Source organism: Microbacterium sp. dk485 (genome assembly GCF_004570445.1).
In the GTDB taxonomy this organism is placed as follows: domain Bacteria; phylum Actinomycetota; class Actinomycetes; order Actinomycetales; family Microbacteriaceae; genus Microbacterium; species Microbacterium wangchenii.
Window position 1 is genome coordinate 1,113,614 of sequence record NZ_SPQW01000002.1, and the last position, 25,402, is coordinate 1,139,015.

The 25,402-nt window shown below is 70.0% G+C and carries 29 protein-coding genes; 15 read left to right on the top strand and 14 right to left on the bottom strand.

The genetic code is table 11. The annotated features are described in order from the left end of the window. Nucleotides 1-32: 32 nt before the first annotated feature. Entirely contained in the window at nt 33-1,067 is a 1,035-nt protein-coding gene (locus E4V99_RS16260) for an FUSC family protein (protein WP_135117853.1), read from the top strand. 5 nt (nt 1,068-1,072) lie between these two features. Here the strand turns inward: E4V99_RS16260 and E4V99_RS16265 are convergent, their stop codons facing one another. From E4V99_RS16265 to E4V99_RS16275, 3 genes are read right to left on the bottom strand one after another with little or no spacing between them, the layout of a single operon-like run. Further along, complete coding sequence (locus E4V99_RS16265; RefSeq protein WP_135117854.1) at nt 1,073-1,717, bottom strand: SDR family oxidoreductase; 645 nt, start codon at nt 1,715-1,717, stop codon at nt 1,073-1,075. Nucleotides 1,718-1,769: 52 nt separating this feature from the next. Next, the gene (locus E4V99_RS16270) at nt 1,770-2,870 is read right to left on the bottom strand and encodes an NAD(P)-binding domain-containing protein (protein ID WP_135117994.1); all 1,101 of its coding nucleotides are present in this window, start codon (nt 2,868-2,870) and stop codon (nt 1,770-1,772) included. 28 nt (nt 2,871-2,898) lie between these two features. Further along, the gene (locus E4V99_RS16275) at nt 2,899-3,312 is read right to left on the bottom strand and encodes a YchJ family metal-binding protein (protein ID WP_135117855.1); all 414 of its coding nucleotides are present in this window, start codon (nt 3,310-3,312) and stop codon (nt 2,899-2,901) included. Between the two features lie 110 nt (nt 3,313-3,422). On the opposite strand from E4V99_RS16275, the gene E4V99_RS16280 reads away from it, so the two are divergent. Beyond that, the gene (locus E4V99_RS16280) at nt 3,423-4,331 is read left to right on the top strand and encodes a hypothetical protein (RefSeq protein ID WP_135117856.1); all 909 of its coding nucleotides are present in this window, start codon (nt 3,423-3,425) and stop codon (nt 4,329-4,331) included. 21 nt (nt 4,332-4,352) lie between these two features. On the opposite strand, the gene E4V99_RS16285 is transcribed toward E4V99_RS16280, so the two are convergent. Continuing rightward, the gene (locus E4V99_RS16285; protein ID WP_135065484.1) at nt 4,353-4,943 is read right to left on the bottom strand and encodes a nucleoside deaminase; all 591 of its coding nucleotides are present in this window, start codon (nt 4,941-4,943) and stop codon (nt 4,353-4,355) included. A 104-nt stretch (nt 4,944-5,047) separates the two neighbouring features. Here E4V99_RS16285 and E4V99_RS16290 point away from each other — a divergent pair, with 104 nt between their 5' ends. Genes E4V99_RS16290 through E4V99_RS16300 form a run of 3 tightly spaced genes read left to right on the top strand, consistent with a single transcriptional unit; the run spans nt 5,048 to nt 7,239 of the window. Next, complete coding sequence (locus E4V99_RS16290) at nt 5,048-5,575, top strand: hypothetical protein (protein WP_135117857.1); 528 nt, start codon at nt 5,048-5,050, stop codon at nt 5,573-5,575. After that, complete coding sequence (locus tag E4V99_RS16295) at nt 5,569-6,363, top strand: hypothetical protein (protein ID WP_135117858.1); 795 nt, start codon at nt 5,569-5,571, stop codon at nt 6,361-6,363. Before E4V99_RS16290 ends, E4V99_RS16295 begins: the two co-directional genes overlap by 7 nt. Before the next feature lie 24 nt (nt 6,364-6,387). Further along, nucleotides 6,388-7,239: an alpha/beta hydrolase gene (locus E4V99_RS16300; RefSeq protein WP_245233220.1), complete on the top strand. Its 852-nt coding sequence runs from the start codon at nt 6,388-6,390 to the stop codon at nt 7,237-7,239. Here E4V99_RS16300 and E4V99_RS16305 read toward each other — a convergent pair. Continuing rightward, the gene (locus E4V99_RS16305) at nt 7,236-7,490 is read right to left on the bottom strand and encodes a hypothetical protein (protein WP_135117859.1); all 255 of its coding nucleotides are present in this window, start codon (nt 7,488-7,490) and stop codon (nt 7,236-7,238) included. The two genes, E4V99_RS16300 and E4V99_RS16305, sit on opposite strands and share 4 nt — an antisense overlap. 188 nt (nt 7,491-7,678) lie before the next feature. Between E4V99_RS16305 and E4V99_RS16310 the strand changes: the two genes are divergently transcribed. Both E4V99_RS16310 and E4V99_RS16315 read left to right on the top strand, forming a co-directional pair. Beyond that, on the top strand, nt 7,679-7,972 hold the full coding sequence (locus E4V99_RS16310) for a hypothetical protein (RefSeq protein ID WP_135117860.1): 294 nt from the start codon (nt 7,679-7,681) through the stop codon (nt 7,970-7,972). Between the two features lie 46 nt (nt 7,973-8,018). After that, nucleotides 8,019-8,939, top strand: a complete 921-nt coding sequence (locus E4V99_RS16315) for a 5'-3' exonuclease (RefSeq protein ID WP_135117861.1) — start codon at nt 8,019-8,021, stop codon at nt 8,937-8,939. Nucleotides 8,940-8,961: 22 nt separating this feature from the next. On the opposite strand, the gene E4V99_RS16320 is transcribed toward E4V99_RS16315, so the two are convergent. The 3 genes from E4V99_RS16320 to trpD are packed head-to-tail and all read right to left on the bottom strand — an operon-like array spanning nt 8,962 to nt 12,317. Beyond that, nucleotides 8,962-10,239 carry an MFS transporter gene (locus tag E4V99_RS16320; protein ID WP_135117862.1) on the bottom strand — a complete coding sequence of 426 codons (1,278 nt, stop codon included), beginning with the start codon at nt 10,237-10,239 and terminating at the stop codon, nt 8,962-8,964. 20 nt (nt 10,240-10,259) lie between these two features. Next, a complete protein-coding gene (locus E4V99_RS16325; protein WP_135117863.1) occupies nt 10,260-11,252 on the bottom strand; it encodes a PHP domain-containing protein in 993 nt (330 codons plus the stop codon). Between the two features lie 3 nt (nt 11,253-11,255). Beyond that, the gene (trpD, locus tag E4V99_RS16330; protein WP_135117864.1) at nt 11,256-12,317 is read right to left on the bottom strand and encodes an anthranilate phosphoribosyltransferase; all 1,062 of its coding nucleotides are present in this window, start codon (nt 12,315-12,317) and stop codon (nt 11,256-11,258) included. Between the two features lie 154 nt (nt 12,318-12,471). On the opposite strand from trpD, the gene E4V99_RS16335 reads away from it, so the two are divergent. The 7 genes from E4V99_RS16335 (at nt 12,472) to E4V99_RS16365 (ending at nt 18,853) form a co-directional block, all read left to right on the top strand. Then, nucleotides 12,472-13,107 (top strand): heme-copper oxidase subunit III, encoded by a 636-nt coding sequence (locus E4V99_RS16335; protein ID WP_135065460.1) that lies wholly within the window; start codon nt 12,472-12,474, stop codon nt 13,105-13,107. A gap of 19 nt (nt 13,108-13,126) precedes the next feature. Beyond that, the gene (locus tag E4V99_RS16340) at nt 13,127-13,933 is read left to right on the top strand and encodes a cytochrome c (RefSeq protein WP_135065457.1); all 807 of its coding nucleotides are present in this window, start codon (nt 13,127-13,129) and stop codon (nt 13,931-13,933) included. Nucleotides 13,934-13,975: 42 nt separating this feature from the next. Next, on the top strand, nt 13,976-15,055 hold the full coding sequence (locus E4V99_RS16345; RefSeq protein ID WP_135065454.1) for a Rieske 2Fe-2S domain-containing protein: 1,080 nt from the start codon (nt 13,976-13,978) through the stop codon (nt 15,053-15,055). 59 nt (nt 15,056-15,114) lie between these two features. Continuing rightward, entirely contained in the window at nt 15,115-16,896 is a 1,782-nt protein-coding gene (locus E4V99_RS16350) for a ubiquinol-cytochrome c reductase cytochrome b subunit (protein WP_135071067.1), read from the top strand. Between the two features lie 122 nt (nt 16,897-17,018). Next, on the top strand, nt 17,019-17,444 hold the full coding sequence (locus E4V99_RS16355) for a rhodanese-like domain-containing protein (RefSeq protein ID WP_135117865.1): 426 nt from the start codon (nt 17,019-17,021) through the stop codon (nt 17,442-17,444). A 63-nt stretch (nt 17,445-17,507) separates the two neighbouring features. After that, a complete protein-coding gene (locus tag E4V99_RS16360) occupies nt 17,508-18,032 on the top strand; it encodes a DUF2243 domain-containing protein (RefSeq protein ID WP_135117866.1) in 525 nt (174 codons plus the stop codon). Beyond that, nucleotides 18,029-18,853 carry a cytochrome c oxidase assembly protein gene (locus tag E4V99_RS16365; protein ID WP_209305643.1) on the top strand — a complete coding sequence of 275 codons (825 nt, stop codon included), beginning with the start codon at nt 18,029-18,031 and terminating at the stop codon, nt 18,851-18,853. The genes E4V99_RS16360 and E4V99_RS16365 overlap by 4 nt, the downstream gene beginning before the upstream one ends. Here the strand turns inward: E4V99_RS16365 and E4V99_RS16370 are convergent. From E4V99_RS16370 to E4V99_RS16395, 6 genes are all read right to left on the bottom strand, one after another. Then, nucleotides 18,823-19,611, bottom strand: a complete 789-nt coding sequence (locus E4V99_RS16370) for a protein phosphatase 2C domain-containing protein (RefSeq protein WP_135065446.1) — start codon at nt 19,609-19,611, stop codon at nt 18,823-18,825. The two genes, E4V99_RS16365 and E4V99_RS16370, sit on opposite strands and share 31 nt — an antisense overlap. Before the next feature lie 7 nt (nt 19,612-19,618). Further along, the gene (locus E4V99_RS16375; RefSeq protein ID WP_135065443.1) at nt 19,619-20,050 is read right to left on the bottom strand and encodes a cytochrome c oxidase subunit 4; all 432 of its coding nucleotides are present in this window, start codon (nt 20,048-20,050) and stop codon (nt 19,619-19,621) included. Next, nucleotides 20,051-21,814 (bottom strand): cytochrome c oxidase subunit I, encoded by a 1,764-nt coding sequence (ctaD, locus tag E4V99_RS16380; protein WP_135117867.1) that lies wholly within the window; start codon nt 21,812-21,814, stop codon nt 20,051-20,053. Nucleotides 21,815-21,820: 6 nt separating this feature from the next. Further along, the gene (coxB, locus tag E4V99_RS16385) at nt 21,821-22,708 is read right to left on the bottom strand and encodes a cytochrome c oxidase subunit II (protein ID WP_135065437.1); all 888 of its coding nucleotides are present in this window, start codon (nt 22,706-22,708) and stop codon (nt 21,821-21,823) included. 176 nt (nt 22,709-22,884) lie between these two features. Next, nucleotides 22,885-23,250 (bottom strand): iron-sulfur cluster assembly accessory protein, encoded by a 366-nt coding sequence (locus tag E4V99_RS16390; RefSeq protein WP_135065434.1) that lies wholly within the window; start codon nt 23,248-23,250, stop codon nt 22,885-22,887. Nucleotides 23,251-23,326: 76 nt separating this feature from the next. Then, nucleotides 23,327-24,721: a dipeptidase gene (locus tag E4V99_RS16395; protein ID WP_135117868.1), complete on the bottom strand. Its 1,395-nt coding sequence runs from the start codon at nt 24,719-24,721 to the stop codon at nt 23,327-23,329. A gap of 46 nt (nt 24,722-24,767) precedes the next feature. Between E4V99_RS16395 and E4V99_RS16400 the strand changes: the two genes are divergently transcribed. Beyond that, a complete protein-coding gene (locus tag E4V99_RS16400) occupies nt 24,768-25,340 on the top strand; it encodes a DUF3043 domain-containing protein (RefSeq protein WP_135065428.1) in 573 nt (190 codons plus the stop codon). Nucleotides 25,341-25,402 lie beyond the last annotated feature (62 nt).

Genomic DNA, 25,402 nt, shown 5'->3' on the forward strand with positions numbered 1-25,402 from the left:
CATCCGTCCCGTGTCCCTGCGACACTCGGTGCATGCGCATTCCCGCGACCTTCCGCTCCCCCCGGCGCGGGCCGCTGCTGCAGGTGCTGAAGTCGGCCATCGCGGTCGTCGCGGCGTGGATCGTCGCCGCCTGGCTCGTGCAGGGCCCGCCGCCGGTGTTCGCGGCCATCGCGGCGCTGCTGGTGGTGCAGCCGAGTCTGAACCAGTCGTTCACGAAGGCCATCGAGCGCAGCATCGGCGTGGTCGCCGGCGTCGTCATCGCATCGGTGCTCGGCATCCTGCTGGGCACCCATCCGTGGGTGACGCTGCTGGCCACGGCCGTCGCGCTCTTGGCGGCGTGGGCCCTCAAGCTCACCCCGGGCACGTCGAACCAGGTGGGCATCAGCGCGCTCCTGGTGCTGTCGCTGGGCACCGCGACGCCGGGATACGCCGTCGACCGGGTGCTGGAGACCCTCATCGGCGCGGTGATCGGCTTCCTGGTGAACCTCGCCGTCGTGCCGCCGGTGGCTGTCGGCCCCGCGCGCGAGAAGAGCGACGGACTCGGCAGCGAGATCGCCGACGCCCTCGACCGCCTCGCCGGCGCGCTCTCCCATCCCCGCACGAGGGCGGAGCTGGAAGAGCTGCTGCTGACCGCCCGGTTGCTGCGTCCCATGCGCGACGCCGCCGAGAAGGCCATCGACGATGCCAACGACTCGCTCACCTTCAATCCGCGGGGGCGTCAAGTGCGCGCCGCCGTCGCCCGCGCGCAGGAAGAACTCGACATGTTCGGCCCGATCAGCACGCAGGTGATCGGGATGACCCGTGCGGTCGTCGACCGCTACGACCCCGGCATCGTCGACGAGCCGTCGGTGCGCGCCATCGCCGAGCAGCTGCGCCGCGCCGCTCATGACGTGCGCCTGCGAGTGTCAGCCGGCGCGGTCGCCGGCCCGTCCGACCCTCATCCGGGCGAGCCGCCCGCGCTCACGCGCCCGCTGCAGGTGACCGCGCCCTCGGCCGATCACTGGGTGCTCGTGGGGTCGCTGCTGGTCGATCTGCACCGCATCCACGAGAACCTCGTCGGCGACTGAGGCCCTCAGCGGGCGAGCGCCTCCGCGATCGGGGTGTCGCCGGAGCCGAAGCGGATGAAACGGCCCACGGTGTGGTCCTCGGCAAGCGCGGCGGCGATCACGGCGGCCACGTCGGCACGCGGGACGGCGCCGTCACCCTCGGGGTCGAGGGCGATGCGGCCGGTGGGCGGATCGAGGGTCAGGGCCCCCGGCCCGAGGATGGTCCAGTTGAGCGTGCTCGCACGCAGGTGGTCGTCGGCGGCCAGCTTCGCGTCCGCGTAGGCGTAGAACGGGTTGTCCGGATCCACGCCGTGGTCCGGCGATGACCCGATCCACGAGACCATCACGTACCGCCGTACGCGGGCGGCCTCCGCCGCATCCATCGAGCGGATCGCGGCATCGCGGTCGACGGCGTACGTGCGCTCGCGGCTTCCGCCGCCGGCACCGGCCGCCCACACGATCGCGTCGTACCCCTCGAACGCCTCGCCGAGGTCGGCGCCGGCCTCCAGGTCGAGCACGAGGGGGGTGGCCCCGGTGGCCGACACGTCGTCGGCGTGCGCCGGATTGCGAATGACGGCGGTCACCTCGTCGCCGCGGGCCACCAGCAGGGGCGCCAGGAGGAGGGCGACCTTGCCATGGCCGCCGAGGATGAGAACACGGGAATCAGTCACGCCCCCACGCTAGGGGCCGCACCCGCGCCGAAACGAGGGCTTGACGCCGTGCTCAGGCGTCGACAGCAACCGGCTCGGCGGCGATCGCCGCAGCCACGGTGCGGCCGGCGCGGTTGGCTCCCACCGTCGAGGCCGACGGCCCGTAACCGATGAAGAACACCCGCGGGTCATCGAGCGAACGCGACTCGGCCACCCGGAAGCCGCCCTCCGGCGTCCGCAGACGCAAGGGGGCGAGGTGATCCAGTGCCGGGCGGAAGCCCGTGGCCCACAGGATGACGTCGGCGGCGAGGAACGATCCATCCGGCATGCGGACGCCGTCCTCCTCAATGCGGGTGAACATCGGCAGACGCTGCAGCACGCCGCGATCCCGCGCGCGCTCCGCCCAGGGCGTCCAGTGCATGCCGGTGACCGAGATGACGCTGCCCGGAGGCAGGCCCTGACGCACCCGCTCCTCCACACCGGCGATCGCGGCCACGCGGGCGGGGATGTCGAAGTCCTCCTCGATCCACTCGGGTTCGCGCCGGGTCATCCACAACGTCGTCGCGACGCGGGAGATCTCCTCCAGCAGCTGCACGCCCGAGACCCCCGCTCCCACCACGATCACCCGCTGACCGGCGAACTCGTCGGCCGAGACGTAGTCGGCGGTGTGCAGTTGGCGTCCACGGAACAGCTCCTGGCCGGGGTAGTGCGGCCAGAAGGGCCGGGTCCACGTGCCGGTGGCGTTGACGATGTACCGAGCCGACCACGCGCCGCGGTCCGTCTCCACAAGCAGCCTGCCGCGCGGGTCGGTGTCCACCGCGCGCACGGCGCGGACGGCGACGGGGCGCTGTACGTCCAGGTTGAAGCGCCGTTCGTACTCGGCGAAGTACGGCGGCAGCACTTCCCGCGCCGGCGCGTCCGGGTCAGCCGGTGGGACCGGGAAACCGGGCAGCTCGTGGATGCCGTTGACCGTGGCCATGCGCAACGACGCCCAGCGGTGCTGCCATGCGCCACCGGGCGCATGCTCTCGGTCGAGCACCACGAAGGTGGCCGCATCCGCTCCCCGCGTCACCGGCGAGAACCCCCGACGACGCAGGTGGTAGGCGGCGGACAGGCCGGCCTGCCCCGCCCCGAGCACGGCGACATCCACCTCGCGGGGCGCGTCGGTGTCCATACCCGCCAGAACCACCCGGCGACCCGCGCTATTCCGCGGCCACGTCGCCGTCGAGGTACAGCCAGCGTCCGCCGCGGCGGGCGAACCGACTGCGCTCGTGCAGGACCCCGCGCGAGGTGCCGCTGCGCCACGAGGCGCGGAACTCGACTCTGCCCTCGTCTCCCGCGACCGACTCGTCCACGATCTGCAGGCCCGTCCACTGCACGTCGGGATCGAGCTGAACCGGGTCGGGAGGACGCGTGCGCGGATGCCACGTTCGCTCGAGGTGACCCGCATCCCGCATCCGGAACGCCGTATAGCGCGAGCGCATGAGCCGCTCGGGGGTCGGCGCGGGATCCCCGGCCAGGAGCGGCCCGCAGCAGCTGCCGAACGCTGCACCGCTTCCGCACGGGCACGGCTCGCCGTCGTCCGCACGCACAGCGGAGGCGGCACCGAACGACATGCCCGCCACTGTATCCGCACTGCGCGGAGCGGGCTTTCCACACCCTCGCCGCACCAGCGCCGCAGCGGGGACGGGATCCGTACCATGGGGCCACCGGCGAGAGGAGCACCATGTCCGGTCGCAGCGTTCCGCCGGCTCTTCATCAGCCGTATCCCGGCGCTCCCCCCGTCTACGGCCCCGACCCGCGTCGCGCCATTCCGTCGCAGGGCCCTTCGGGGCTCGCCGTCACCGCTCTCGTGCTGGGTGCCGTATGCCTGGCGGCCGCGGTGGTTCCCGTCGCCGGGCGGCTCCTGCTGGTGCCGCTGCTGCCGGCAGCCGTGATCGTGGCCGTCGTCGCGATCGTCCGCCGCGCGGTGCCGCGGGGTCTGCCCATCACCGCCCTCGTGCTGGCCGCGGCGTCGGCGGCGATCGCCGCCTGGTCGTTCGTGATTCCATGGGGCTTGTCGAGCTGGCCGTGGGAGGCGGGAGACGCACCGCCCGCCATCGACGAGCCGTTCGTGCCCGACGATCCGGGGAATGCGGACCCGCCGCTCGAGCCGGAGCTGGGTGTGCCGGGACTGGAGGGAGCGGGAGCTTCTCGGGCCGACCCACTCGCGTACGGCACGACCATCACGATCGTGGACGAGAACTCCGGCTCGGACGTGTGGGCGATGACCGTCACCGCGCCAGAAGACGTCACCGCCGCATCCGGTGCGGTCGAAACGGAACCGGCCAACGGCGCGTACCTCGCGGTGACCGTCGAACTGACCAACCTCGGCGGCGACGTGCTGGATCCGGCGAGCGACTACGACTACTCGCTGTACTCGTGGCTGCTCACCGGCGACGGCGGGCGTGCCGATTCCGAGCATCTGCCCGAGCTGACCGGTCTTCCGTCGACGTGGGACATCCCTCCGGTGCCGGCGGGTGACACCGTGCGCTACGCGGAGGTGTTCGACGTGGCGACCGACGTGTCGGCGACCGGCTACTTCGTCCTGGAGCTGCCCGGCGACCGGCTGGTGTACTGGGGCCCTGCCGGCTGAGCGCAGGGTGAGCGCGGCGGGTCAGGCGACGGAGCCGCGCGCGTTGTAGACGACCGCGTCCGCCTCGCCGTACGCGGCGAACACTCGGACGGCCTCATCCCGCCGGACGTCCGTCACGACGCGGATGCCACGGGCCTCGAACTGCTCGATCCAGTCACCCACGACCGGTCCCTCGTCGAACCCGCTGAGGGCTTCCAGCTCGGGACCCTCACCCGCCACGACGAGCGAGCGGACGCCGCTCCACATCGTCGCGCCGTAACACATGACGCACGGACGCCAATTGACCACGAGCTGCAGGTCGGCGCCGGACGCCCCCAGGTCCCACCGCCCGAGCGCGGTCTGGGCCAGGCCGATCGCGGTGACTTCGGCATGCTGCGAACTGAGCCCCGAGCTCAGCACGACGTTGACGCCGGCCGACACGAGTCGCCCCGACTCGGCCTCGACCACGATCGCCGCGAACGGACCGCCGTTGCCCGCACGCCAGTTGCGGTCGGCGAGGGCGTTGACGAGATCCATGCGGTCTTCCAGCGTGGGCAGCGTCTCCGGCAGATCGGGCAGGTCGGCGACGAGCCAGTCGGGAAGCGTGGCGGAGAGAGCGGTGGCGAGAGTCATGCCGCCATCCTGCCCCGTGCATGTTTCCACCCTGCTACGCCCGATGTCGCACGTGTTGTGGATAACGGGTGCGTCGAGAGGGTGTCGCTCCTAGCCTGGGTGCCATGCTCGCCCGAGTCGCCCGCGCCTTCGTCGTCCTCGCGGTGGCTGCCGCCGCGGCGACCGGATGCGTCGGCTCCCCCGAGCCGCGCGAGACCACCCCCACGCCGCTCACCGACGAGCAGGCCTTCGCCGCCGCCGAAGAGACCTACCGCGCCTACATCGATGCCCTCAACCACGTCGACCTGAGCGACCCGACCACGTTCGAGCCCGTCTATGCGTGGACCCAAGGATCCTTCGAGGCCGATGAACGCCGATCCCTCTCCGAGATGCATGCCGACAGGTGGACCATATCGGGCAGCTCAGTGCTGGCGCACACGGAGGCCATCGCTGTCACGCCTACCGGAAGCGTTCGCCTGGAAGTATGCGTCGACGTCAGCCAGGTACGACTCTTGGATACCGACGGGAACAGCGTGGCCGCATCGGATAGGCCAGACATGCAAGAACTGGAAATCGAACTGACGCCCGCATCCACCGACACCGGCTATGCGGTGTCTGAATCTGCTGGCGCCCAGAGGGACCTACAGTGTTGAGGACCACCGGGATTCTCGTGCTCACCGCTCTCGTGTTTACAGGAGCTCCTACGCCCGAGCGCTGCGGCGCGGGAAGTCTGTGGGGATCCAACTGCACCTCGAACTCGGGCAGCCAGATCGACATCGTCGGAGAGACGACCACGCCGCAGCGCCCGCCGAAGGGCGGAGGGAACTCGGGCGGATCGGATTCCACCGGTCCGGGGTCGCCCTCGGATGCCGAGGCCCTGCCGCCGGGCTGCACGCTCATCGGAGGCGGCTTCGCGGTGTGCGAACCGGTCGAAGGCGAAGTGCTGCCCGGCATCCCTGCGGTGACGGCACGGGATGTGGCGAGCTTCGCGCCGGGAGGTCCGGCCCTGGAAGGAGAGCCCGACGGGGTCGGGGTGGTGGGCATGCCGGTGAACTTCGTCGCCTCCGCATCGGCGCAGTCGGTCAGCGGCACGCTGTTCGACCGCCCCGTCACGGTGCGTTTCACGCCCTCGGCGTTCGTCTTCGACTACGGCGACGGCACCACCGCGCGCTCGACCTCCGGCGGAGCATCCTGGGGCGACCTCGGGCAGGCGCAGTTCACCCCCACTGCCACGAGCCACGCCTACGGCGAGCGCGGCGTGTACCAGGTGGCGGTCTCCATCGAGTACTCCGCGGAGGTCGACTTCGGGGTGGGGCGGTGGTTCCCCGTGAACGGGCCCGTGACCTCCACGACGGCGGGCTACCCGGTGGAGGTGTTCGAGGTGCGCACGGCACTCGTCGACAAGACGTGTGCGGAGAACCCCTCCGGCCCCGCGTGCTGACGCGGCGCCCCCTACAGTGATGCCGTGCGGTTCATCGACACGGCCGACGGCGCCCGCCTCGCCGTCGAGATCCACGGCTCTCCCGGGTCAGTGCCGGTCGTCGTGCTGCCCGGCGGTCCGTGCCGCGACCCCGCATACCTCGGCGACCTCGCCGGCCTCGCCCAGACGCGGGCGCTCGTCATCCTGCACCCGCGGGGAACCCCCGCGACCGGCGGGCTCTCCCGCGGGTGGTGGACGGATGCCGCCGACCTCATCCGCGTCGCCGACCACCTGCGGGCGCCCGCCGTCGACGTCGTCGCCCACTCCGCCGGCACGCGGCTCGCGCTGGCAGCCGCCGCCCAGCACCCCGGCCGCATCCGATCTCTGGCGCTCGTGACACCCGCCGCCGCGTGGCTGACCGGTGCGCCGCACGACGGCGAGGCGCTGGCCGCGGAGCGCAACGAGCCCGAGATCGCCCGCGCGCTGGCGTCGATGAAGGGCGAAGCGCCCACGGACGAGACCGCGTTCCAGCGAGCACTGGAGGCCGAAGCGGCCGCCGGGTACGCCCGGTGGACGCCGACCGAGCGGCAGCACGCCGCCGTCGGTGCGATGACGTGGATGGCGGCCTCGGCATGGTTCCGCGACTTCCCGGGTGATGCGGCCGCGCGCATCAGGGCCGCTCCCCTGCCGCCGACGTTCGTCCTGGGCGGGCGCGCCGACATCCTCAGCGGCGTCGAGCCGGTGAGGGCCTACGCCGACGCGCTCGGCGCGGATCTGACGTTGCTGGAGAACTGCGGCCACTATCCCTGGGTGGAGCAGCCCGCCGCCTTCCGCGCCGCCCTCGACGACTGGCTGCTCTTGCGCACCAGTTCCGCGCCGTCGATCGGCAGCGTCTAGTCTCCTGGAATCCCTACGGACACCTGCCCGACGGCGTTCCGCGCTTCTCGGTGCAGCTGCAGGGTGGTGCGCCCGGACATGACGGCGAGGGTACCGAAGGTGAGAAGGATCCCAGCCCCCGTGAGGATCCCGAAGCTGCTGTCGCCCCTGACGACGTGTGTCACCAAGATCGTCGCACCGGATGCGGCGGCAAGCACGTAGACGATCGTCTGGGCGAGCGCGCCCCGGAAGCTGGTGGCCGTCGCGGACATGCCGCCACTGTATCGGCACCGATGAGGCGGACAGTAGCCTGTCGAGGTGTCCACTCGGTCAGACAAACTGCTCCTGCTCGACTCCGCGTCGCTGTACTCGACCAAAGACCCGTTTTCAGCGCACGTCGTCGGCACGTCACTCTGAATTGACCCACACGAGGGTCGCGCCGCAGGACAGAATCGACAAGATGACCATCCGTTCAGTCGAGCTCGGCATCCCGTACACGGGTTGGCCCGTCCGTTCCGATGGCGACTACGAATTCGGGCTGACGTTCCTTGATCCGGCTCTGGTCGAACAGATCATGGAGTGGGCAAAGGAGTTCAATCGTGAGTTCGATGACGAGACCGGGTGGCGATCAGAGAAGGCTCGTACCGAACACCTCGCGGAAGGTCGACGACTGCAAGCCGCGCTGCAACACGAGGTCGGCAACACCTTCCGCGTCGAGCTCGACCCCTTGGGCTCAGGCCTGACTCCGCTCTGACCACACTCCGCTCGCACAGTCGCGGGCACCCACGAAGGAGAATCCCGTGCAAGAACGAGTCATGTTGCTGGACAGCGCGTCGCTGTACTTCCGGGCGTTCTACGGGGTGCCCGATTCGGTGCGCGCCGCGGACGGAACCCCCGTCAACGCCGTGCGGGGTCTCCTGGACATCGTGGCGAAGCTCGTGAGCACGTACCACCCGACGCATCTGGTGGCGTGCTGGGACGACGACTGGCGGCCGCAGTGGCGAGTCGACCTCATCCCGAGCTACAAGACGCATCGGGTCGCCGAGGTGGTGACGGGCTCCCCTGACGTGGAGGTCGTACCCGATCCGCTCGAGGTGCAGGTCCCGATCATCCGCGAGGCGCTCGACGTCCTGGGGATCCCGATCGTCGGCGCCGCCGAGCACGAAGCGGACGACGTCATCGGCACCCTCGCGACGCGCGCCGACATGCCCGTCGACATCGTCACCGGCGACCGCGACCTCTTCCAGCTCATCGACGACGCCCGCGACGTCCGGGTCATCTACACCGCACGCGGCATGAGCAATCTCGAGATCGTGACGGATGCCACGGTCCTCACCAAGTACGGGGTGCATGCCGCCCAGTACGCCGACTACGCGGCGCTGCGGGGCGACAGCTCGGATGGGCTTCCCGGCGTCGCCGGCATCGGGGAGAAATCCGCTGCCACCCTCCTCACGGCGCACGGCGACCTCGCCGGGATCGTCGCCGCTGCCGAGGCGGGCGAGGGGATGCCGGCGGGCCAGCGTGCGAAGATCCTGGCCGGCGCCGACTACCTACGGGTCGCCCCGACGGTCGTGGAGGTCGTCCGTGACCTGGACCTGCCCCCGGTGGACGACCGTCTCCCGGACGTGGACGAATCGCGGCGCGCCGCCGCCGAGGCCCTCGCGCAGAAGTGGAATCTGGGCTCGTCCATGAACCGCGCCCTCGCCGCGCTCGCCGTCTGACGCTCCCCGAGCGGACGCGGGTTCAGCGGCCCGCGCGACGGACCGCGGCGAACGAGGCCGCCAGCAGGACGGTGTACACCGCCGCCACGACGATCAGCAGGGTCAGCACCCCCGACCAGTCCCCCGTGGCCGCGTACACGGCGCCCAGGACGGGCCCCGCCAGCGCGCCGATCGCGTAGCCACCGCCCTGCACGAGCGCCGACATGCCGGCCGCCTCGCTGTCCGAGCGTGCCCCCTGCACGAGCGCACTGAAGATCGCGACGAATCCGCCGGAATGGCCGATGGCGCCGATCGAGAGCCACAGGATCATGAGCGACGGCGCCGTGAGGACGCCCACGGTGAGGACGAGCCAGCTGCCGCTGATGATGGCGACGGTGACCCATGACGGCGCGACGCGCGTCAGCGCAGGGACCACGAAGGCACCGATGATGCCCGCCCCCTGGAAGATCGACGCCAAGGCGCCGGCGGCGGTCTGATCCAGCGCGAGCAGGTCGCCGGAGATCACCGGCAGCCACGTGGTGAGGCCGAAGTAGATGAAGGTCTGGCACGCGAAGGTCGCCAGCAGCAGCCAGGGCACCGGGCGGCGCAGGAAAGAGCCGCCCTTCGCCGAGATGACGGGCATGGGCCCGGTCAGGGTGCGCGGATCGATGTCGTCGCTCGGTCCCGGCCGCACGGCGTCCTCGCCGGAGTATCTCGTGGCGGGGTCGACGCCCACGCGACGCCACCGGGCGAGGTGCGCTCCCCACAGGAGGATGCCCGCCACCGTCAGCAGCGACCACAGCAGCAGCGCCAGCGGCCAGCCCGTGAGCGCGGCCAGTGGGGCCGTCAGCAGCGACGTCAGCAACGACCCGGCATTGAGCATCGCGACGTAGGCGGCGGTCACGAGGCTCACGCGCCCGGGCGGCACATCGCGGCGGATGATGACGGGGATCACGATATTGCCGACGGTGATCGCGGCGCCGATCACGACCGTGCCCGCCAGCATCCACCCGAAGCCCGGCACCGCCCGCATCACCGTGCCCATCAGGACACCGGCGAGGGTGATCAGCAGCGCCCGCTCGGGCCCGGAGCGGCGGATGACGAACGCGGCGACCGGCGTCAGGATCGCGAACATCAGCACGGGAACCGTCGTCAGCAGCGCGACGGATGCAGGCGTGAGCCCGAGGTCGCGCTCGATGTCGCGGAGCACGGGCGTCGGCGAGACGATGGGCCCGCGCAGGCTCAACGCCGCGACGAGCACACCCCAGATCAGCAGCCACGGGAGTGCCCGCCCGGCAGCAGGCGCACGCCCGGGGGTCATCCCCCCAGTTTACGAGCGCCTCATCGGTCGCGGCCGAGCCATTCCCGCAGCTTCGCCAGCGGCCACGTCGTCACGATCCGCTCGGCGGGAACGCCGGCACGCTCGGCGCGCGCCGCACCGTAGTCCAGCAGCGACAGCTGGCCGGGGGCATGCGCGTCGGAGTCGATGGCGAACAGGCAGCCCTTCTCCAGCGCGATCGCCAGCAAGTCATCGGGCGGATCCTGACGCTCCGGGCGGGAGTTGATCTCGACCGCGACGCCGTGCGCCGCACATGCCTCGAACACGGCCACCGGGTCGAACGTCGACGGCGGGCGGGTGCCCCGGGATCCCTCGACCAGCCGCCCCGTGACATGCCCGAGGACATCGACGTGCGGGCTGGAGACGGCGGCGACGAAACGCCGGGTCATGGGGCCGCGCTCCATCCGCAGCAGGGAATGCGCCGACGCGACCACGACATCCAGTTCATCCAGCAGGCCGGGCTCCTGATCCGGGGCACCGTCTTCGAGGATGTCCACTTCGATTCCGCTGAGGAGCGTGAATCCGTCGCCGCGGAAACCCTCGACCACGCTCAGCTGTTCCCGCAGCCGCTCGGGAGACAGGCCGTTGGCCACGCGCAGCCGGGGCGAGTGGTCGGTCAGGGCCAGGTATTCATGGCCCAGGCGCCGCGCGGCATCCGCCATCGCCTCGATGGGCGTGAGCCCGTCGGACCACTCGCTGTGGCTGTGCAGATCCCCCCGGAGGGCGCCGCGCAGTTCTGAGGGGCCCGCCATGCCCGCTTTCTCGCGCAGGGTCGCCAGATACTCCGGCACGCCGCCGGCCAGCGCCTGCTGGATGACGGTGTAGGTCGACTCGCCGATGCCCTTGCGTCGGCGCAGACCCGGATCGCGCAGCTGCGCGTCGTCGAGGCCGGCGATCGCGTCGGCGGCCGCACGGAACGCCTTGGACTTGTACCTGCTCGACCGCTCCCGCTCGAGCAGATACGCGATCTCGGTGAGGGCGTCGAGCGGGTCCACGGATCAGCCCGCCAGCTCCTGCGTGGCTGCGACCCACGCGTCCAGCTTCGCCGCGGCCCGGCCGTCGTCGATGGCAGCGGCCGCCTCGTCACGAGCCTGGGCGAGCCGCTCGACGATGGGCTGCTGGGCCTGCGCGGGGTCGCGGAACAGCCGGTAGGCGACGATGCCGGCGGCGGCGTTGAGCAGCACGATGTCGCGCACGGGACCCGGGTCGCCGGCGAGCACGCGGCGCACGACTGCGGCGTTGTGCGCGGGGTCTCCCCCGAGCAGATCGTCGATGTCGGCCAGGGGGATGTCGAGATCCCGCGGGTCGAGGTCGTGCTCGTGCACGTCGCCCAGGCTGATCTCCCACAGGCGGCTGTGGCCGGTCGTGGTCAGCTCGTCCAGGCCGTCGTCGCCGCGGAAGACCAGCGCCGTCGCCCCTCGCGTGCGGAAGACGCCGGTGATCAGCGGCACGCGATCCAGGTGCGCCACGCCCACGGCGTTGGCCTCGGCGCGGGCGGGGTTGCACAGCGGGCCGAGGAAGTTGAAGACGGTGGGCACGCCCAGTTCGGCGCGCGTGGGCCCCGCGTGGCGGAACCCGGGGTGGAATGCGGCGGCGAAGGCGAACGTGATGCCCGTGCGGGCGAGGGTCTCGGCGACGGCCTCGGGGCTCAGCGTGAGGTCGATGCCCAGTGCGGAGAGCACGTCCGAGGAGCCCGACGACGAACTGGCCGCCCGGTTGCCGTGCTTGACGACGGGCACACCGGATGCTGCGGCCACGATGGCCGCCATGCTCGAGACGTTCACAGTGCCGTAACGATCTCCGCCGGTGCCGACGATGTCGAGCACGTCGGCGGGGACGGGCAGCGGGAGCGCCGCCTCGAGGATCGCGTCGCGGAACCCCACGATCTCATCCACGGTCTCGCCCTTGGCCCGCAGCGCGACGAGGAATCCGGCCAGCTGGGAGGGGGTCGCCTCACCGCGCATGATGCGGCGCATCGCCCAGGTCGACTCCGACACGCTCAGGTCTTCTCCGCCCAGAAGGCTCGTGAGAAGTTCGGGCCACGCATACTGCTCCGCCATGCAGCGATCCTATCCAGCGGCCCCGTCCCGGCGCCGGGACGGGCTCTGGGAGCACCCGCAGTCAACTCGCGGGGGATTCTTAGGCCTCCCTAAGTCCCGGGTAAGGCGAATCAGGCATCGCCGGTGCCAAACGACGGCCTCGGAATCGGCCATAATGGGGAGTGTGACCACGCCAGCGACATACCCCCAGGCCCTCCGGTCCGTGAAACGGCCCGACCCGGTCGCCGTTGGCACCATCGTCTGGCTGGGCAGCGAAGTCATGTTCTTCGCCGGCCTCTTCGCGATCTACTTCACCCTGCGCAGCACCTCCCCTGAGCTGTGGGCGGAAGAGACGCAACTGCTGAACGTCCCTTACGCGACCGTCAACACGATCATCCTCGTGCTGTCCTCGGTCACGTGCCAGATGGGTGTCTTCGCGGCCGAGCGCTACCAGCCGTACCGCACCGGCGGCAGCCCCCTGAAGTGGGGCATGGTCGAGTGGTTCTACCTCACCTTCTTCCTGGGCGCGATCTTCGTGTCGGGTCAGGTGTGGGAGTACGCGCAGCTGGTCGCCGAGGGCATGCCCATCACGGCCAACCCGTACGCGTCGGCCTTCTACCTGACCACCGGGTTCCACGCGCTGCACGTCACCGGCGGTCTCATCGCCTTCCTGTTCGTGATCGGCCGCGCGTACGCCGTCAAGAACTTCGGGCGCAAAGAGATGACCACCTCGATCGTCGTGTCCTACTACTGGCACTTCGTCGACGTCGTCTGGATCGCCCTGTTCCTCGTCATCTACTTCCTGAAATAGAGCGGAGCTGCACCTCGACATGGCACGTGAGAAGAAGCGACGCTCCACCGGCCGCCGGAGCCCCCTGGCCGCGGCCGTCCTGATCGGCGTGGGCCTGCTGATGACCGGCGGTCTCTACGCCGGTGCGACGGCAGCCATCGCCGCGACCGAAGACGAATCCCCCGCCAACGCCACCCTCACGGTGGAAGACGGCAAGAAGCTGTTCCAGGCGAACTGCGCGACTTGCCACGGACTCGACCTCCAGGGCAGCGAGAACGGCCCGTCGCTGTACGGCGTCGGTGAGCTGTCGGTGCACTTCCAGGTGTCCACCGGCCGCATGCCGATGCAGGCGCAGTCACCCCAGGCCCCGCAGAAGCCGGTGCAGTTCACCGAAGAGCAGATCGATGCGATGGCCGCCTTCGTGCAGTCCACCGCTCCCGGCCCGACCTACCCCGAGGCCGAGGTGCTCGAGGGCGAAGGCGCCGACCTGTCCCACGGTGCGGAGCTGTTCCGCATCAACTGCGCGATGTGCCACAACGTCGCCGGCGCCGGCGGTGCGCTCACCGAGGGCAAGTACGCCCCCGGCCTGCACACGACCACTCCGCTGAACATGTACGCGGCCATGGTCACCGGCCCGCAGAACATGCCCGTCTTCAACGACTTGAACCTGACCCTCGAGGACAAGCGCGACATCATCGCGTATCTGGTGTTCCTGCAGGAGAAGGACTCCCCCGGCGGCTACGCGCTCGGTTCGCTCGGCCCCGTCGCCGAGGGCCTGTTCATCTGGGTCTTCGGAATCGGCTCGCTGATCGCACTGACGGTGTGGATCACAGCGAAGTCCAACTGACACCCGCCGACCAACGACATTTCGGAACGCACGAGGAGCACCATGGCACACGAGGACGACGCGCTCGAGCACGAGAGGGCTTCATGGAAGCCGTCTTCCGGGCTCGCGGTCGCGGTGACGGATCCCGTGCGAAGCCCGGAACTCCCGCCGCACCGTGAGCGGATGACCGACAAGGACCCCAAGGCCATGCGCCGCGCGGTCCGCGTCGTCTACACGCTGTTCTACCTCTCGGTCGCCGCCAGCATCTGGGCCATTGCCGCCTACATGCTGTTCCCGATCGAGTCCGGCGCGCTCATCGACATCCGCTACAACAACCTCTTCGTCGGACTCGGCATCGGTCTGGCCCTCCTGGCCATCGGCCTGGGCGCCATCCACTGGTCCAAGGCGATCATGTCCGACAAGGAGTACATCGAGCCGCGTCACGCCACGCGCGGTAAGGACTCCACCCGCGCCGCCGCAGTCCAGGCCTTCGCCGACGCCAACGAGGAGTCCGGCTTCGGACGGCGGACCATGATCCGCAACTCGCTGTTCGCCGCGCTGGCCGCGTCGATCCTGCCCGGCATCACGCTGTTCCGCGGCCTGGCCCCGGAGAACACGCCGGAGCACCCGCACGCGGGTGACCCCGTGTACCTGATGAGCCACACGATGTGGAAGGAAGGCACGCGCCTGGCACACGACCCGTCGGGCCGCCCCATCCGCGCGTCCGAGGTCACTCTGGGATCGGCGTTCCACGTCATCCCCGAAGACCTCGCCGAGGTCAGCCATCACGACGGCTACCTCGAGGAGAAGGCCAAGGCCATCGTGCTGCTCATGCGCCTCATGCCCGAGGACCTCGTCGAGGCCGAGGACAAGAAGGACTGGTCGTACGACGGCATCGTCGCGTACTCCAAGGTCTGCACGCACGTCGGATGCCCCGTCGCCCTCTACGAACAGCACACACACCACCTGCTGTGCCCCTGCCACCAGTCGCAGTTCGACGTCGCCAATGGTGCGGCCGTCATCTTCGGCCCCGCCGCCCGTCCCCTGCCGCAGCTTCCGATCACCGTGGATGACGAGGGTTACCTCGTCGCTCGCAGTGACTTCCACGAGCCCGTCGGCCCGAGCTTCTGGGAGCGCCATTGAGCACCACGACTCATCCCACGGATAACGTCACCACCGAACCGGCGAGCCACACCGGACCGGTGAACGCCGGCCGTGATGGAAAGCCTCTCGGCGGACGTTTCGTCGGCGCCGCGTCGAACTACATCGACGAGCGCACGAGCATCTCCGGTTTCGTCAAGGAACTCGGCCGCAAGATCTTCCCCGACCACTGGTCGTTCATGCTCGGTGAGATCGCACTGTGGAGCTTCGTCGTCGTGCTGCTGTCCGGCACGTTCCTGACGTTCTTCTTCGACGCCTCGATGGTCGAGACCCACTACGACGGCGCCTACGAGCCCATGCGCGGCATCGCGATGTCGGCGGCGCTCGAGTCGACCCTCAGCATCTCCTTCGACCTGCGCGGTGGGCTCCTGGTCCGTCAGATCCACCACTGGGCCGCGCTCGTGTTCGTCGCCGGCATCGGCGTGCACATGCTGCGCGTGTTCTTCACCGGCGCCTTCCGCAAGCCGCGTGAGCTGAACTGGGTCGTCGGCTTCATCCTCTTCATCCTCGCGATGGGTGAGGGCTTCACCGGCTACTCCCTGCCCGACGACCTGCTCTCCGGCAACGGCCTGCGGATCATCGACGGCATGGTCAAGGGCATCCCGGTGGTGGGCACGTGGATCTCGTTCCTGCTGTTCGGCGGCGAGTTCCCCGGAACCGCGATCGTGGGACGCCTGTACACGCTGCACATCCTGCTGCTGCCGGCGATCCTGGTGGCGCTGCTGGTCGTGCACCTCATGCTCATGATCATCAACAAGCACACGCAGTTCGCCGGCCCCGGCCGCACGAACGACAACGTCGTGGGCTACCCGATGATGCCCGTCTACATGTCCAAGATGGGCGGGTTCTTCTTCATCACGTTCGGTGTGATCGTCCTGATCGCGTCGCTGTTCACGATCAACCCGATCTGGAACTACGGACCGTACGACCCGTCGCCGGTGTCTGCCGGTACGCAGCCCGACTGGTACATCGGATTCGCCGACGGTGCGCTGCGCCTGGTGCCTCCGCACCTCGAGTTCGTCCTGTGGGACCGCACGTGGTCGTGGAACATCCTGATCCCGCTGATCGTCCTGGGCCTGTTCATCGTGCTCGTCCTGATCTACCCCTTCATCGAGGCGTGGATCACCGGTGACAAGCGCGAGCACCACCTCGCCCAGCGTCCGCGCAACGCCCCGACCCGTACCGCCATCGGCGCCGCCGGTGTCACGTTCTACGCGGTCCTGTGGGCGGCGGCGTCCTCCGACATCATCGCGACCCACTTCTGGCTCACGATGGAGGGCGTCATCCACGCTCTGCAGGCTCTGCTGATCGTCGGGCCGATCATCGCCTACTTCGTCACGAAGCGCATCTGTCTCGCGCTGCAGAAGAAGGACCGCGAGATCGTCCTGCACGGCTACGAGTCCGGACGCATCGTGCGCCTCCCCGGTGGCGAGTACATCGAGGTGCACCAGCCCGTCGACGAGTACGAGCGCTGGAAGCTCATGGACGTCGACACCTACGCACCGCTGGTCGTGCGTCCCAACGCACAGGGACGCATCCCGTGGCACGAGCACCTGCGCGCCGGCTTCTCGCGGTGGTTCTTCGAAGACCGCCTCACCCCGCTCACGCAGGCGGAGCTGGATGCCGCGGCCGCACATCAGCACCACGACCTCGACCACGTCATGCACGACGCCGAGGAGGAGCTCGAGGCTTCCAACCAGCGCGCGATCGAGGAGGGGCGCCCCGTGGCGGCCCCCCACGACCAGACCGCGGTCGGCGAGTTCCCCTCACCCAAGCGCCTGGACGAGATGAACGAACCGCGCGGCGACGACACCGCCAAGTAACATCCCCGGAAGGCCCCGGTCCGCCCTGCGGATCGGGGCCTTCCGCATGCCTGGCAGGATTCGAGCGCGGCTCGGCACCCGGGGCGGCGCACCGCTCGGTGGCGCTCCCCTAGCCTGAGGCCATGCCGCACCCCTCCGCATACTTCCGCGCGCGCCTGGCCGCGGAGACCGACCCCTCCGACGTCTACGCCGCACTGAACGCCGGCGAACCGCTCACCCTCGTCGATGTGCGAGGCGCCGATGCATGGGCCCAGGGCCGCATCCCCGGCGCCGTGCACGTCCCCTACCGCCAGATCGCCGAGCGCGCACCGTACGAGATCGATCCGGAGGTGCCGGTGGTGGTGTACTGCTGGAGCCCGGGCTGCAACGCCGGAGTGAAAGGCGCACTGGCCTTCGCCGAGCTCGGCTACTCCGTTCGGGAGATGATCGGCGGATACGAGTACTGGGTGCGCGAGGGCCAGCCCGTCGAGAACGACGAGGGACCCCTCGCCCGGGTGTTCGACCCGCTCGTGATGACCGTGCGCTCCCCCGCGTCGCAGCCTGTGTAGCGACGGCTCTCCGCCCTGTAAAGCCCTTCCCTGCCCGGGGCGTGGACCGGGGAGGCTGGAATCATGAGCACCTCCGACCCTGCCTCCGTGCCCTCGTCCGCCACGCTCCCCACTCCCGGGCAGCGGCGCGCCGCCCGGTCGGGGCAGAACGCCTGGTCGGGCGTGCTGTTCGGGTTGGGCCTCGTGGCCTTCGTCGACGAGGCCGTCTTCCATCAGCTCCTGCACTGGCACCACTTCTACGACCGGGGCACCACCGAGCTCGGCCTCGTCTCGGACGGCGTGTTCCACGCGATCAGCTGGTTCGCCACCATCGCGGGATTGTTCCTCCTCGCCGATCTCCGCCGACGGGATGCGCTGTGGTGGCCGCGCTGGCTCGGCGGCGTCCTGACGGGCGCAGGCGGCTTCCAGCTGTACGACGGTCTCATCCAGCACAAGGTCATGGGGCTGCATCAGATCCGGTATGTCGAGAACCTGTTGCCGTACGACATCGCCTGGAACCTCTCGGCGGCGGTGCTGCTGGCCGCAGGTGTGGTCCTGCTCGTGCGCACCTCCCCCGCCCGGGCGCTGGCGCGCGCGGAGGCGAGGTGAGCGTGCCCAGCATGGGCGGCCATGCCCACGGCGCCGCCGCCGCCGGCGGCTTCCTGGACGGCGTCGTGCTCGCCCTGGCCGCCCTGGCGATCCTGACATACGTCGCCGCGGTGGTCGTCTCCCATCGGCGCGGGCGGGAATGGCCCCGGGTCCGGGTGGCCGCGTGGATCGCCGGCGTGGTCCTGGCGGCCGCGGCGCTGGCCGGCCCCTTCGCCGCGGCCGCGCACGGGGACTACGTCGCCCACATGGGCACGCACCTGCTGGCGGGCATGCTCGCGCCGGTGCTGCTCGTGCTGGCGGCTCCCGTCACCCTTGCCCTCCGCACGCTGCCCGTGACGCCCGCGCGACGGCTGTCGGCGCTCCTGCGCTCCCCCGTGGTACGCGTGATCAGCCACCCCGTCACGGCGGCTCTCCTCAGCGCCGGCGGACTGTGGGTGATCTACCTGACACCCGTCTTCGAGGCGATGAGCGACCCCCTCGTGCACGTCCTCGTCCACGGGCACCTGCTGGCTGCGGGCTACCTCTTCACCTCGGCCGTCATCGGACGCGACCCCGCACCGCATCGGCCGTCGCGGCCGGTCGTCGCCGCCGTTCTGGTGCTCGCGATCGCGTCGCACGCGATCCTGGCGAAGTACCTTTACGCCCAGCCACCGGCAGGCGTCCCGCTCGCCGACGCGCAGGCGGGGGCCCAGTTCATGTACTACGCCGGCGCGTGGGTCGAGGCGGCGATCATCCTCGTCTTCTGCGCCGACTGGTACCGCGCGGCCGGGCGCGACCTCCGCGTGGGTCCTCAGCCCGTCTCGACGTCCTCGGTGAAGTAGCCGGCGGCCGAGCCGAAGAACACGGGGCCCGTCGCATCCGCGGAGTCGTCGACGACATCGCACACCACGGCCGTGACGTTGTCGGCGCTGCCGGCCTGCAGCGCGTATGCGACGATCTCCGCCGCCGTGTCGCGCGGGCTCCTACCGGCCGCCAGGAGCGCCGCCACTTCGGTCTCGGGGGCGTAGTCGGTGACCCCGTCGCTGCACAGCAGCCATCGGTCGCCGACCACCGGCTGCCGTTCGCTCACCGACACGACATCCTCCTCGCCGCCCCCGAGGGATGCGGTGATGATGTTGCGGCGAGGGTGCGTGGCTGCGGCCTCGGGGGCCAGCAGCCCGGAGTCCACGAGGGCCTGCACGTACGAGTCGTCACGCGTCTCGCGAGTGAACCACCCGTCCCGCAGGAGATAACCGCGGGAGTCGCCGGTGTGGGCGACGAGGAGGGAGCCGCCGGCGCCCACGAAGAGCCCCGTGAACGTCGTGGACATCCCCTGCAGAGAGGGATCGCGCAGCACGTGCGCACGCAGGTCCCAATTCGCCTCGCGGATGCGGACGAGGAGCGCCTCCGCATCCGATGCGCCCACCGGGCCCGCCACCAGCCGGTGGACGAGTGCAGCGGAGGCCAGGTCGCCGGATGGCCCCCCGCCCACGCCGTCGGCCACCGCGGCGCCCCAGGACGCCGTGAAGGCGGCGTCCTGGTTGGTCGCGCGGTGGGAGCCGATGTCGGAGACGGCGGCCGCGCTCAGGCGGATCGGCACGCGCCGCTCAGCGTGCGAAGTATCCGCGGTAGTACTCGAACACCCAGCCCACGATGGCCACGGCGAAGATGGCGATGCCGATGGGCATGAGCCACGCACCGACGGCCAGACCGATCATCGCGATGGCCGCCGAGAAGGCGAGCACGATCGGCCACCACGACCACGGGCTGAACTCGCCCATCTCGGGGTCGCCGTCGTCGATGTCGGCGGTGAGGGTGTCTTCGGGCAGCTCGCCGCCCTGTGCGCGGTGCACGCGCTGCACGTAGAACGCGATCAGCGCGGCCATCAGCGCGGCGAAGACGAGCGCGACGGTTCCGACCCACTCGATCCGTGTGAGGACGTCACCGGTGTAGAACAGCATCGCCCACACGGTGTAGGCGATGCCCACCACGAGGAAGAAGACCGACAGCAGCCACCACAGGCCCACGTTGGTGCGCATTTACTTGACCTCTCCCTCGGCGGCGTCGACGACCGGGGCGTCGGGGGCGTCCTTCGCCGGACCCACGCCGACCGGCACGCCGGCCTCGGGGTGGTTCAGGTCGAACGCCGGACGCTCGCTGCGAATGCGTGGGATCGACGTGAAGTTGTGGCGCGGCGGCGGGCACGACGTGGCCCACTCCAGCGACGCACCGTAGCCCCACGGGTCGTTGACGGTGATCTTCGGCGCCTTGCGGGCCGTGATCCACACGTTCAGCAGGAACGGGATCATCGAGGCGCCCAGGATCATCGCACCCACGGTGGAGACCTGGTTCTCCCACGTCCAGTTGTCCTGCGGCGAGTAGTCGGCGTACCGGCGGACCATGCCGTCGACGCCCAGCCAGTGCTGGATGAGGAACGTCATGTGGAAGCCGATGAACAGCATCCAGAAGTGGATGTAGCCCAGGCGCTCGTTGAGCATCCGCCCGGTCCACTTCGGCCACCAGAAGTAGAACCCGGCGAACATCGCGAACACGACCGTGCCGAACACGACGTAGTGGAAGTGCGCCACGACGAAGTAGGAGTCCGACAGGTGGAAGTCCAGGGGCGGCGAGGCGAGGATGACGCCGGTCAGACCGCCGAACACGAACGACACGAGGAAGCCGAGGGCGAAGACCATGGGCGTTTCGAAGGTGAGCGACCCGCGCCACATCGTGCCGATCCAGTTGAAGATCTTCACACCCGTTGGCACCGCGATGAGCATCGTCATCAAGGCGAAGAAGGGCAGTAGCACGGCTCCCGTGACGTACATGTGGTGCGCCCACACCGCGACCGAAAGCGCGGCGATCGCGATCGTGGCGTACACGAGGGTCTTGTACCCGAAGATCGGCTTGCGGCTGAAGACGGGGAAGATCTCCGAGACGATGCCGAAGAACGGCAGCGCGATGATGTACACCTCTGGGTGACCGAAGAACCAGAACAGGTGCTGCCACAGCAGCACGCCACCGGCGGCCGGGTCGTAGATGTGCGAACCGAGCACGCGGTCGGAGGCGGCGGCCAGGATCGCGGCGGCCAGCACCGGGAACGCCATCAGGATCAGGATGCTGGTGATCAGCGTGTTCCACGTGAAGATCGGCATGCGCCACATCGTCATGCCCGGGGCACGCATCGTCAGGATCGTGGTGATGAAGTTCACCGCGCCGAGGATCGTACCGAAACCGCTCATGCTCAGGCCCAGCATCCAGAGGTTCCCGCCGACACCTGGCGAGAAGCTGGCGTTGGCCAATGGCTGATAGGCGAACCATCCGAAGCCGGCCGCACCGGCGGGGGTGAGGAAGCCGGACACCGCGATGAGCGAGCCGAAGAGGAACAGCCAGAATGCGAAGGCGTTCAGGCGCGGGAAGGCCACGTCGGGCGCACCGATCTGCAGCGGCAGGATCGCGTTGGCGAAGCCGGCGAACAGCGGCGTCGCGAACATAAGCAGCATGATCGTGCCGTGCATCGTGAACAGCTGGTTGTACTGCTCCTTGGTCGGCACGATCTGCATGCCCGGCTCGAACAGCTCGGCGCGGATGATCAGCGCCATGACACCGCCGAGCATGAAGAACATCACCGAGGCGATGAGGTACAGGTACCCGATCGTCTTGTGGTCGGTGGAGGTGATCCACTTGACGATGATGTTGCCCTTGCGCTCGACGCGCGATCCGCTCATCAGCGCCGCCTGACGCGGCGGGAGCGTGGTGGGACGGCCCGGAGCGGACTCCTGGGGGGGAAGCGTGGTGGTCATGCTCGCTTAGCCTTCCTCGGCGCGCCCGAACCCGGTGTTGCCCTGGAGTCGGTCGTAGGCCTCGTCGATGTCGCCGGTCTGTCCCGCGTCGCGGAGGGTGTCGAGGTAGTCCTCGTACTCCGCCTCGCTGACGACCTTGACGTTGAACAGCATCGCGGAGTGGTACTCACCGCACAGCTCGGCGCACTTGCCGGCGTAGGTGCCCTCTCGCGTCGGGGTGAACGACCAGAAGTTGTCGCGCCCGAGGTACATGTCCTTCTTGTACAGGAAGTCGATGACCCAGAAGGAGTGCGCGACATCGCGCGACTGCAGTTCGATCCGCACCGTCTTGTCCACGGGCAGGTACAGCGTGGGCAGGGCGTCCTGGTCGACGTATCCGTCGCCCTCGGGCTCGGCCTGCACGCCCATGCTCCACACGGCGTCGGAGAAGTCTTCGTCCTCGCCGTTGTACTGGAAGTCCCACGCCCACTGCTTGCCGTACGCGGTGATGGAGACCTCGGGGTCTTCGTACTGGGTCTCGAGGATGTCCTGGTCGCGTGCCGTGAAGGCGAAGAAGCCGACCACGAGGATCAGGGGGACGACCGTGTAGAAGATCTCGATCGGCATGTTGTAGCGCAGCTGCACGGGCAGACCGGTCTGGCCCTTGCGGCGGCGGTACGCGACGGCGGCCCACAGCATGAGGCCCCACGTCACCAGACCGACGACCAGCAGCACGATCCACGAGTTCACCCACAGGCCGGCGACCATGTCGACGCGGTTGGTGGTGGGGACGCCATCCTCCTGGAAACCGGGCAGATACCCGTGGAGCTGGGTCGGGCTACACCCGGCGAGCACTGCAGCCGTCGCGATCCCAACCGGGAGGGCGGCCCAGCGGAGGCGGCGTTTCGAGGGCACGGTGCACCTTTCCGGGACGTGAATGTTGCTTCCGCCAGTCTAGAGCAAGCTCTCACGCTTCTCAGGCCAACCGCTCAGGCTGGCGGACGCGAAAACCCGCGGGACGGGGCGATTATCGCTCCCGAGCCGCGGGTCCTGGCGTGTCGTGCAGGGCCGGAATCAGCCGGCCCCAGGTGTCAGTGGAAGCTGTCGCCGCAGGCGCAGCTGCCGGCGGCGTTGGGGTTGTCGATCGTGAACCCCTGCTCCGAGATGGTGTCCTTGAAGTCGATCGTCGCGCCGTCCAGGTACGGCACGCTCATCTCGTCGACGATGACCTCCACGCCGTCGAAGTCCACGGCCTTGTCACCCTCGAGGAAACGCTCGTCGAAGTACAGCTGGTAGATCAGGCCGGAGCATCCGCCAGGCTGGACGGCCACGCGCAGGCGCAGGTCGTCGCGGCCTTCCTGCTCGAGGAGGCTGCGGATCTTGCCGGCGGCGGCGTCGGTCAGTGCGACACCGTGGTCGCGGACGGTCTGGTCGGTCGACAGCGCGGTGTCGGTCATGACAGGCCCTTTCGTCGGTGCGGGGTCGCGGTTCGGACTCTGCGAGTCTACGCCGCCCCCGCGGGCGTGCGGCGGTTCACACCGTGCGCGCGTCGAGGCTCTCCAGCAGGAGCGCTTCGGCGGCCACGGCGTGACGGAACGTGTCCAGGTGCAGCGACTCGTTGGGGCTGTGCGCGCGGGAGTGCGGGTCTTCCACGCCGGTCACGAGGATCTGCGCCCCCGGGAACTGCCGCACGAGGTCCGCGATGAACGGGATCGATCCGCCCACGCCCACGTCGACGCTGGGCACGCCGTATCCCTCCTCGAACGCTGTGCGCACATCCGCCACGGCCCATCCGCCGGTGTCGACGAGGAAGCCGTCACCGAGGTCGACGTCGGAGAAGGTGAGCTCCGCGCCGAAGGGGGCGTGCGCGCGCAGATGCGCCTGCATCGCCGCGTACGCCTCCTGGGCGGACTGCCCGGGGGCCACGCGCGCGCTGATCACGACGGAGGTCTCCGGCGCGAGGGTGTTGGAGGCGGCCGCGACGCTCGTGGCGTCGATCCCCGTGATCGTGATCGACGGCTGGTTCCACATGCGGCTCAGGATGGGTCCCCGCCCGATCGGCGAGACGCCGTCGGGGAGCCCGGCCTCGGAGCGCAGGGTCTGCTCGCTGTAGTCGGGGGTCGCCGCATCCCGCGCCGTCATGCCCGCCACGGCCACGGCGCCGTCGTCGTCCCACAGGGTCGAGAGGAGCTTGACGGTGGCGAGCATCGCGTCGGGGACCGCTCCCCCGAACATGCCCGAGTGCGACGCGTGGTCGAGCGTGCGAACGCGCAGCGTGAAGCGCGCGTTCCCCCGCAGCGAGACCGTCAGCGCCGGGGTGCGCTCGTCCCAGTTGCCCGAGTCGGCCACGACGATGGCGTCGGCGCGGAGTGCGTCGGCGTGGTCGGAGAGGAACTGCCCGAACGAGCGCGAGCCGTACTCCTCCTCGCCCTCGATGAACACGGCGACGCCGAGGTCCACGTCGCGCCCGAGCGCCTCGATGACCGCGCGCAGAGCCGCCACGTGCGCCATCACGCCCGCCTTGTCATCGGCGGCACCCCGGCCGTACAGGCGGCCGTCGCGCACCGTCGGCTCGAACGGCGGCGAGTCCCACAGCGCCTCGTCGCCGGCGGGCTGGACGTCGTGGTGCGCGTACAGCAGCACGGTGGGGCGTCCGTTCCGCGCCGCGCGCGTGGCCAGCACCGCGGGCTGACCGTGCTCGTCGGTGCCGGGGATGGCGGCGGTGGCGACCTCGACCCGGTCGAAGAAGTCCAGATCGCGGAACAGGGCGGCGACAGCCTCGGCGCTGCGGGCCACCTGGGTCTGGTCGAACGCGGGCCACGCGACGGACGGGATGCGCACGAGGGTGCCGAGGTCGGCGAGGGCGGCGGGGATGACGGATGCGGCGGCTGCACGTACGGCGTCACGGCGGGACAGTTCGGGGGTCATGCGGGTAATCTTAGAGAGCCCGCATCCGATGTCTCCGAGGTTCCCCGTGGCCAAGACCCCCGCCCCCGCGTCCAACGACGCTCCCGTCGACCCCGCCCGCCCGGGCTCCGGCAAGGGACGCGCGACGCCGACGCGCGCCGAACGGGAGGCCGCGCGCAAGCGCCCGCTCGTAGCCGACACCAAGGAGGCGAAGGCGCGCGCCCGCGCCGAGCTGGCCGCCCGGCGCGAGAAGGCGCGCCTGGGCATGGCCGCCGGCGACGAGCGCTACCTGCCCGCCCGCGACAAGGGCCCGCAGCGCAAGTTCGCCCGCGACTTCGTCGACGCCGGATGGCACCTGGGAGAGGGCGTCATGCCCTTCATGGTCCTGGTCATCCTCGCCACCCTGATCCCGCTGGCCGTGTTCCAGTACTGGGCGTTCGTGGCGCTGTGGATCTACATCCTCTTCGTCGTCGGCGACATGATCCTCACCTCCATCCGCGTCAAGCGCGCCGCGCGCGAGAAGTTCGGTGCCACGCGCATGGAGAAGGGCCTGGGCTGGTACGCCGCGATGCGCACCGTCCAGATGCGCTTCATGCGCCTGCCCAAGCCGCAGGTCAAGCGCGGCCAGCACCCCGCCTGACCCGCCCCGGTCCCGCCCGCCGCCTCCGCGTCCGCCGGCCTCCCACACCCGCGAGACTGCAC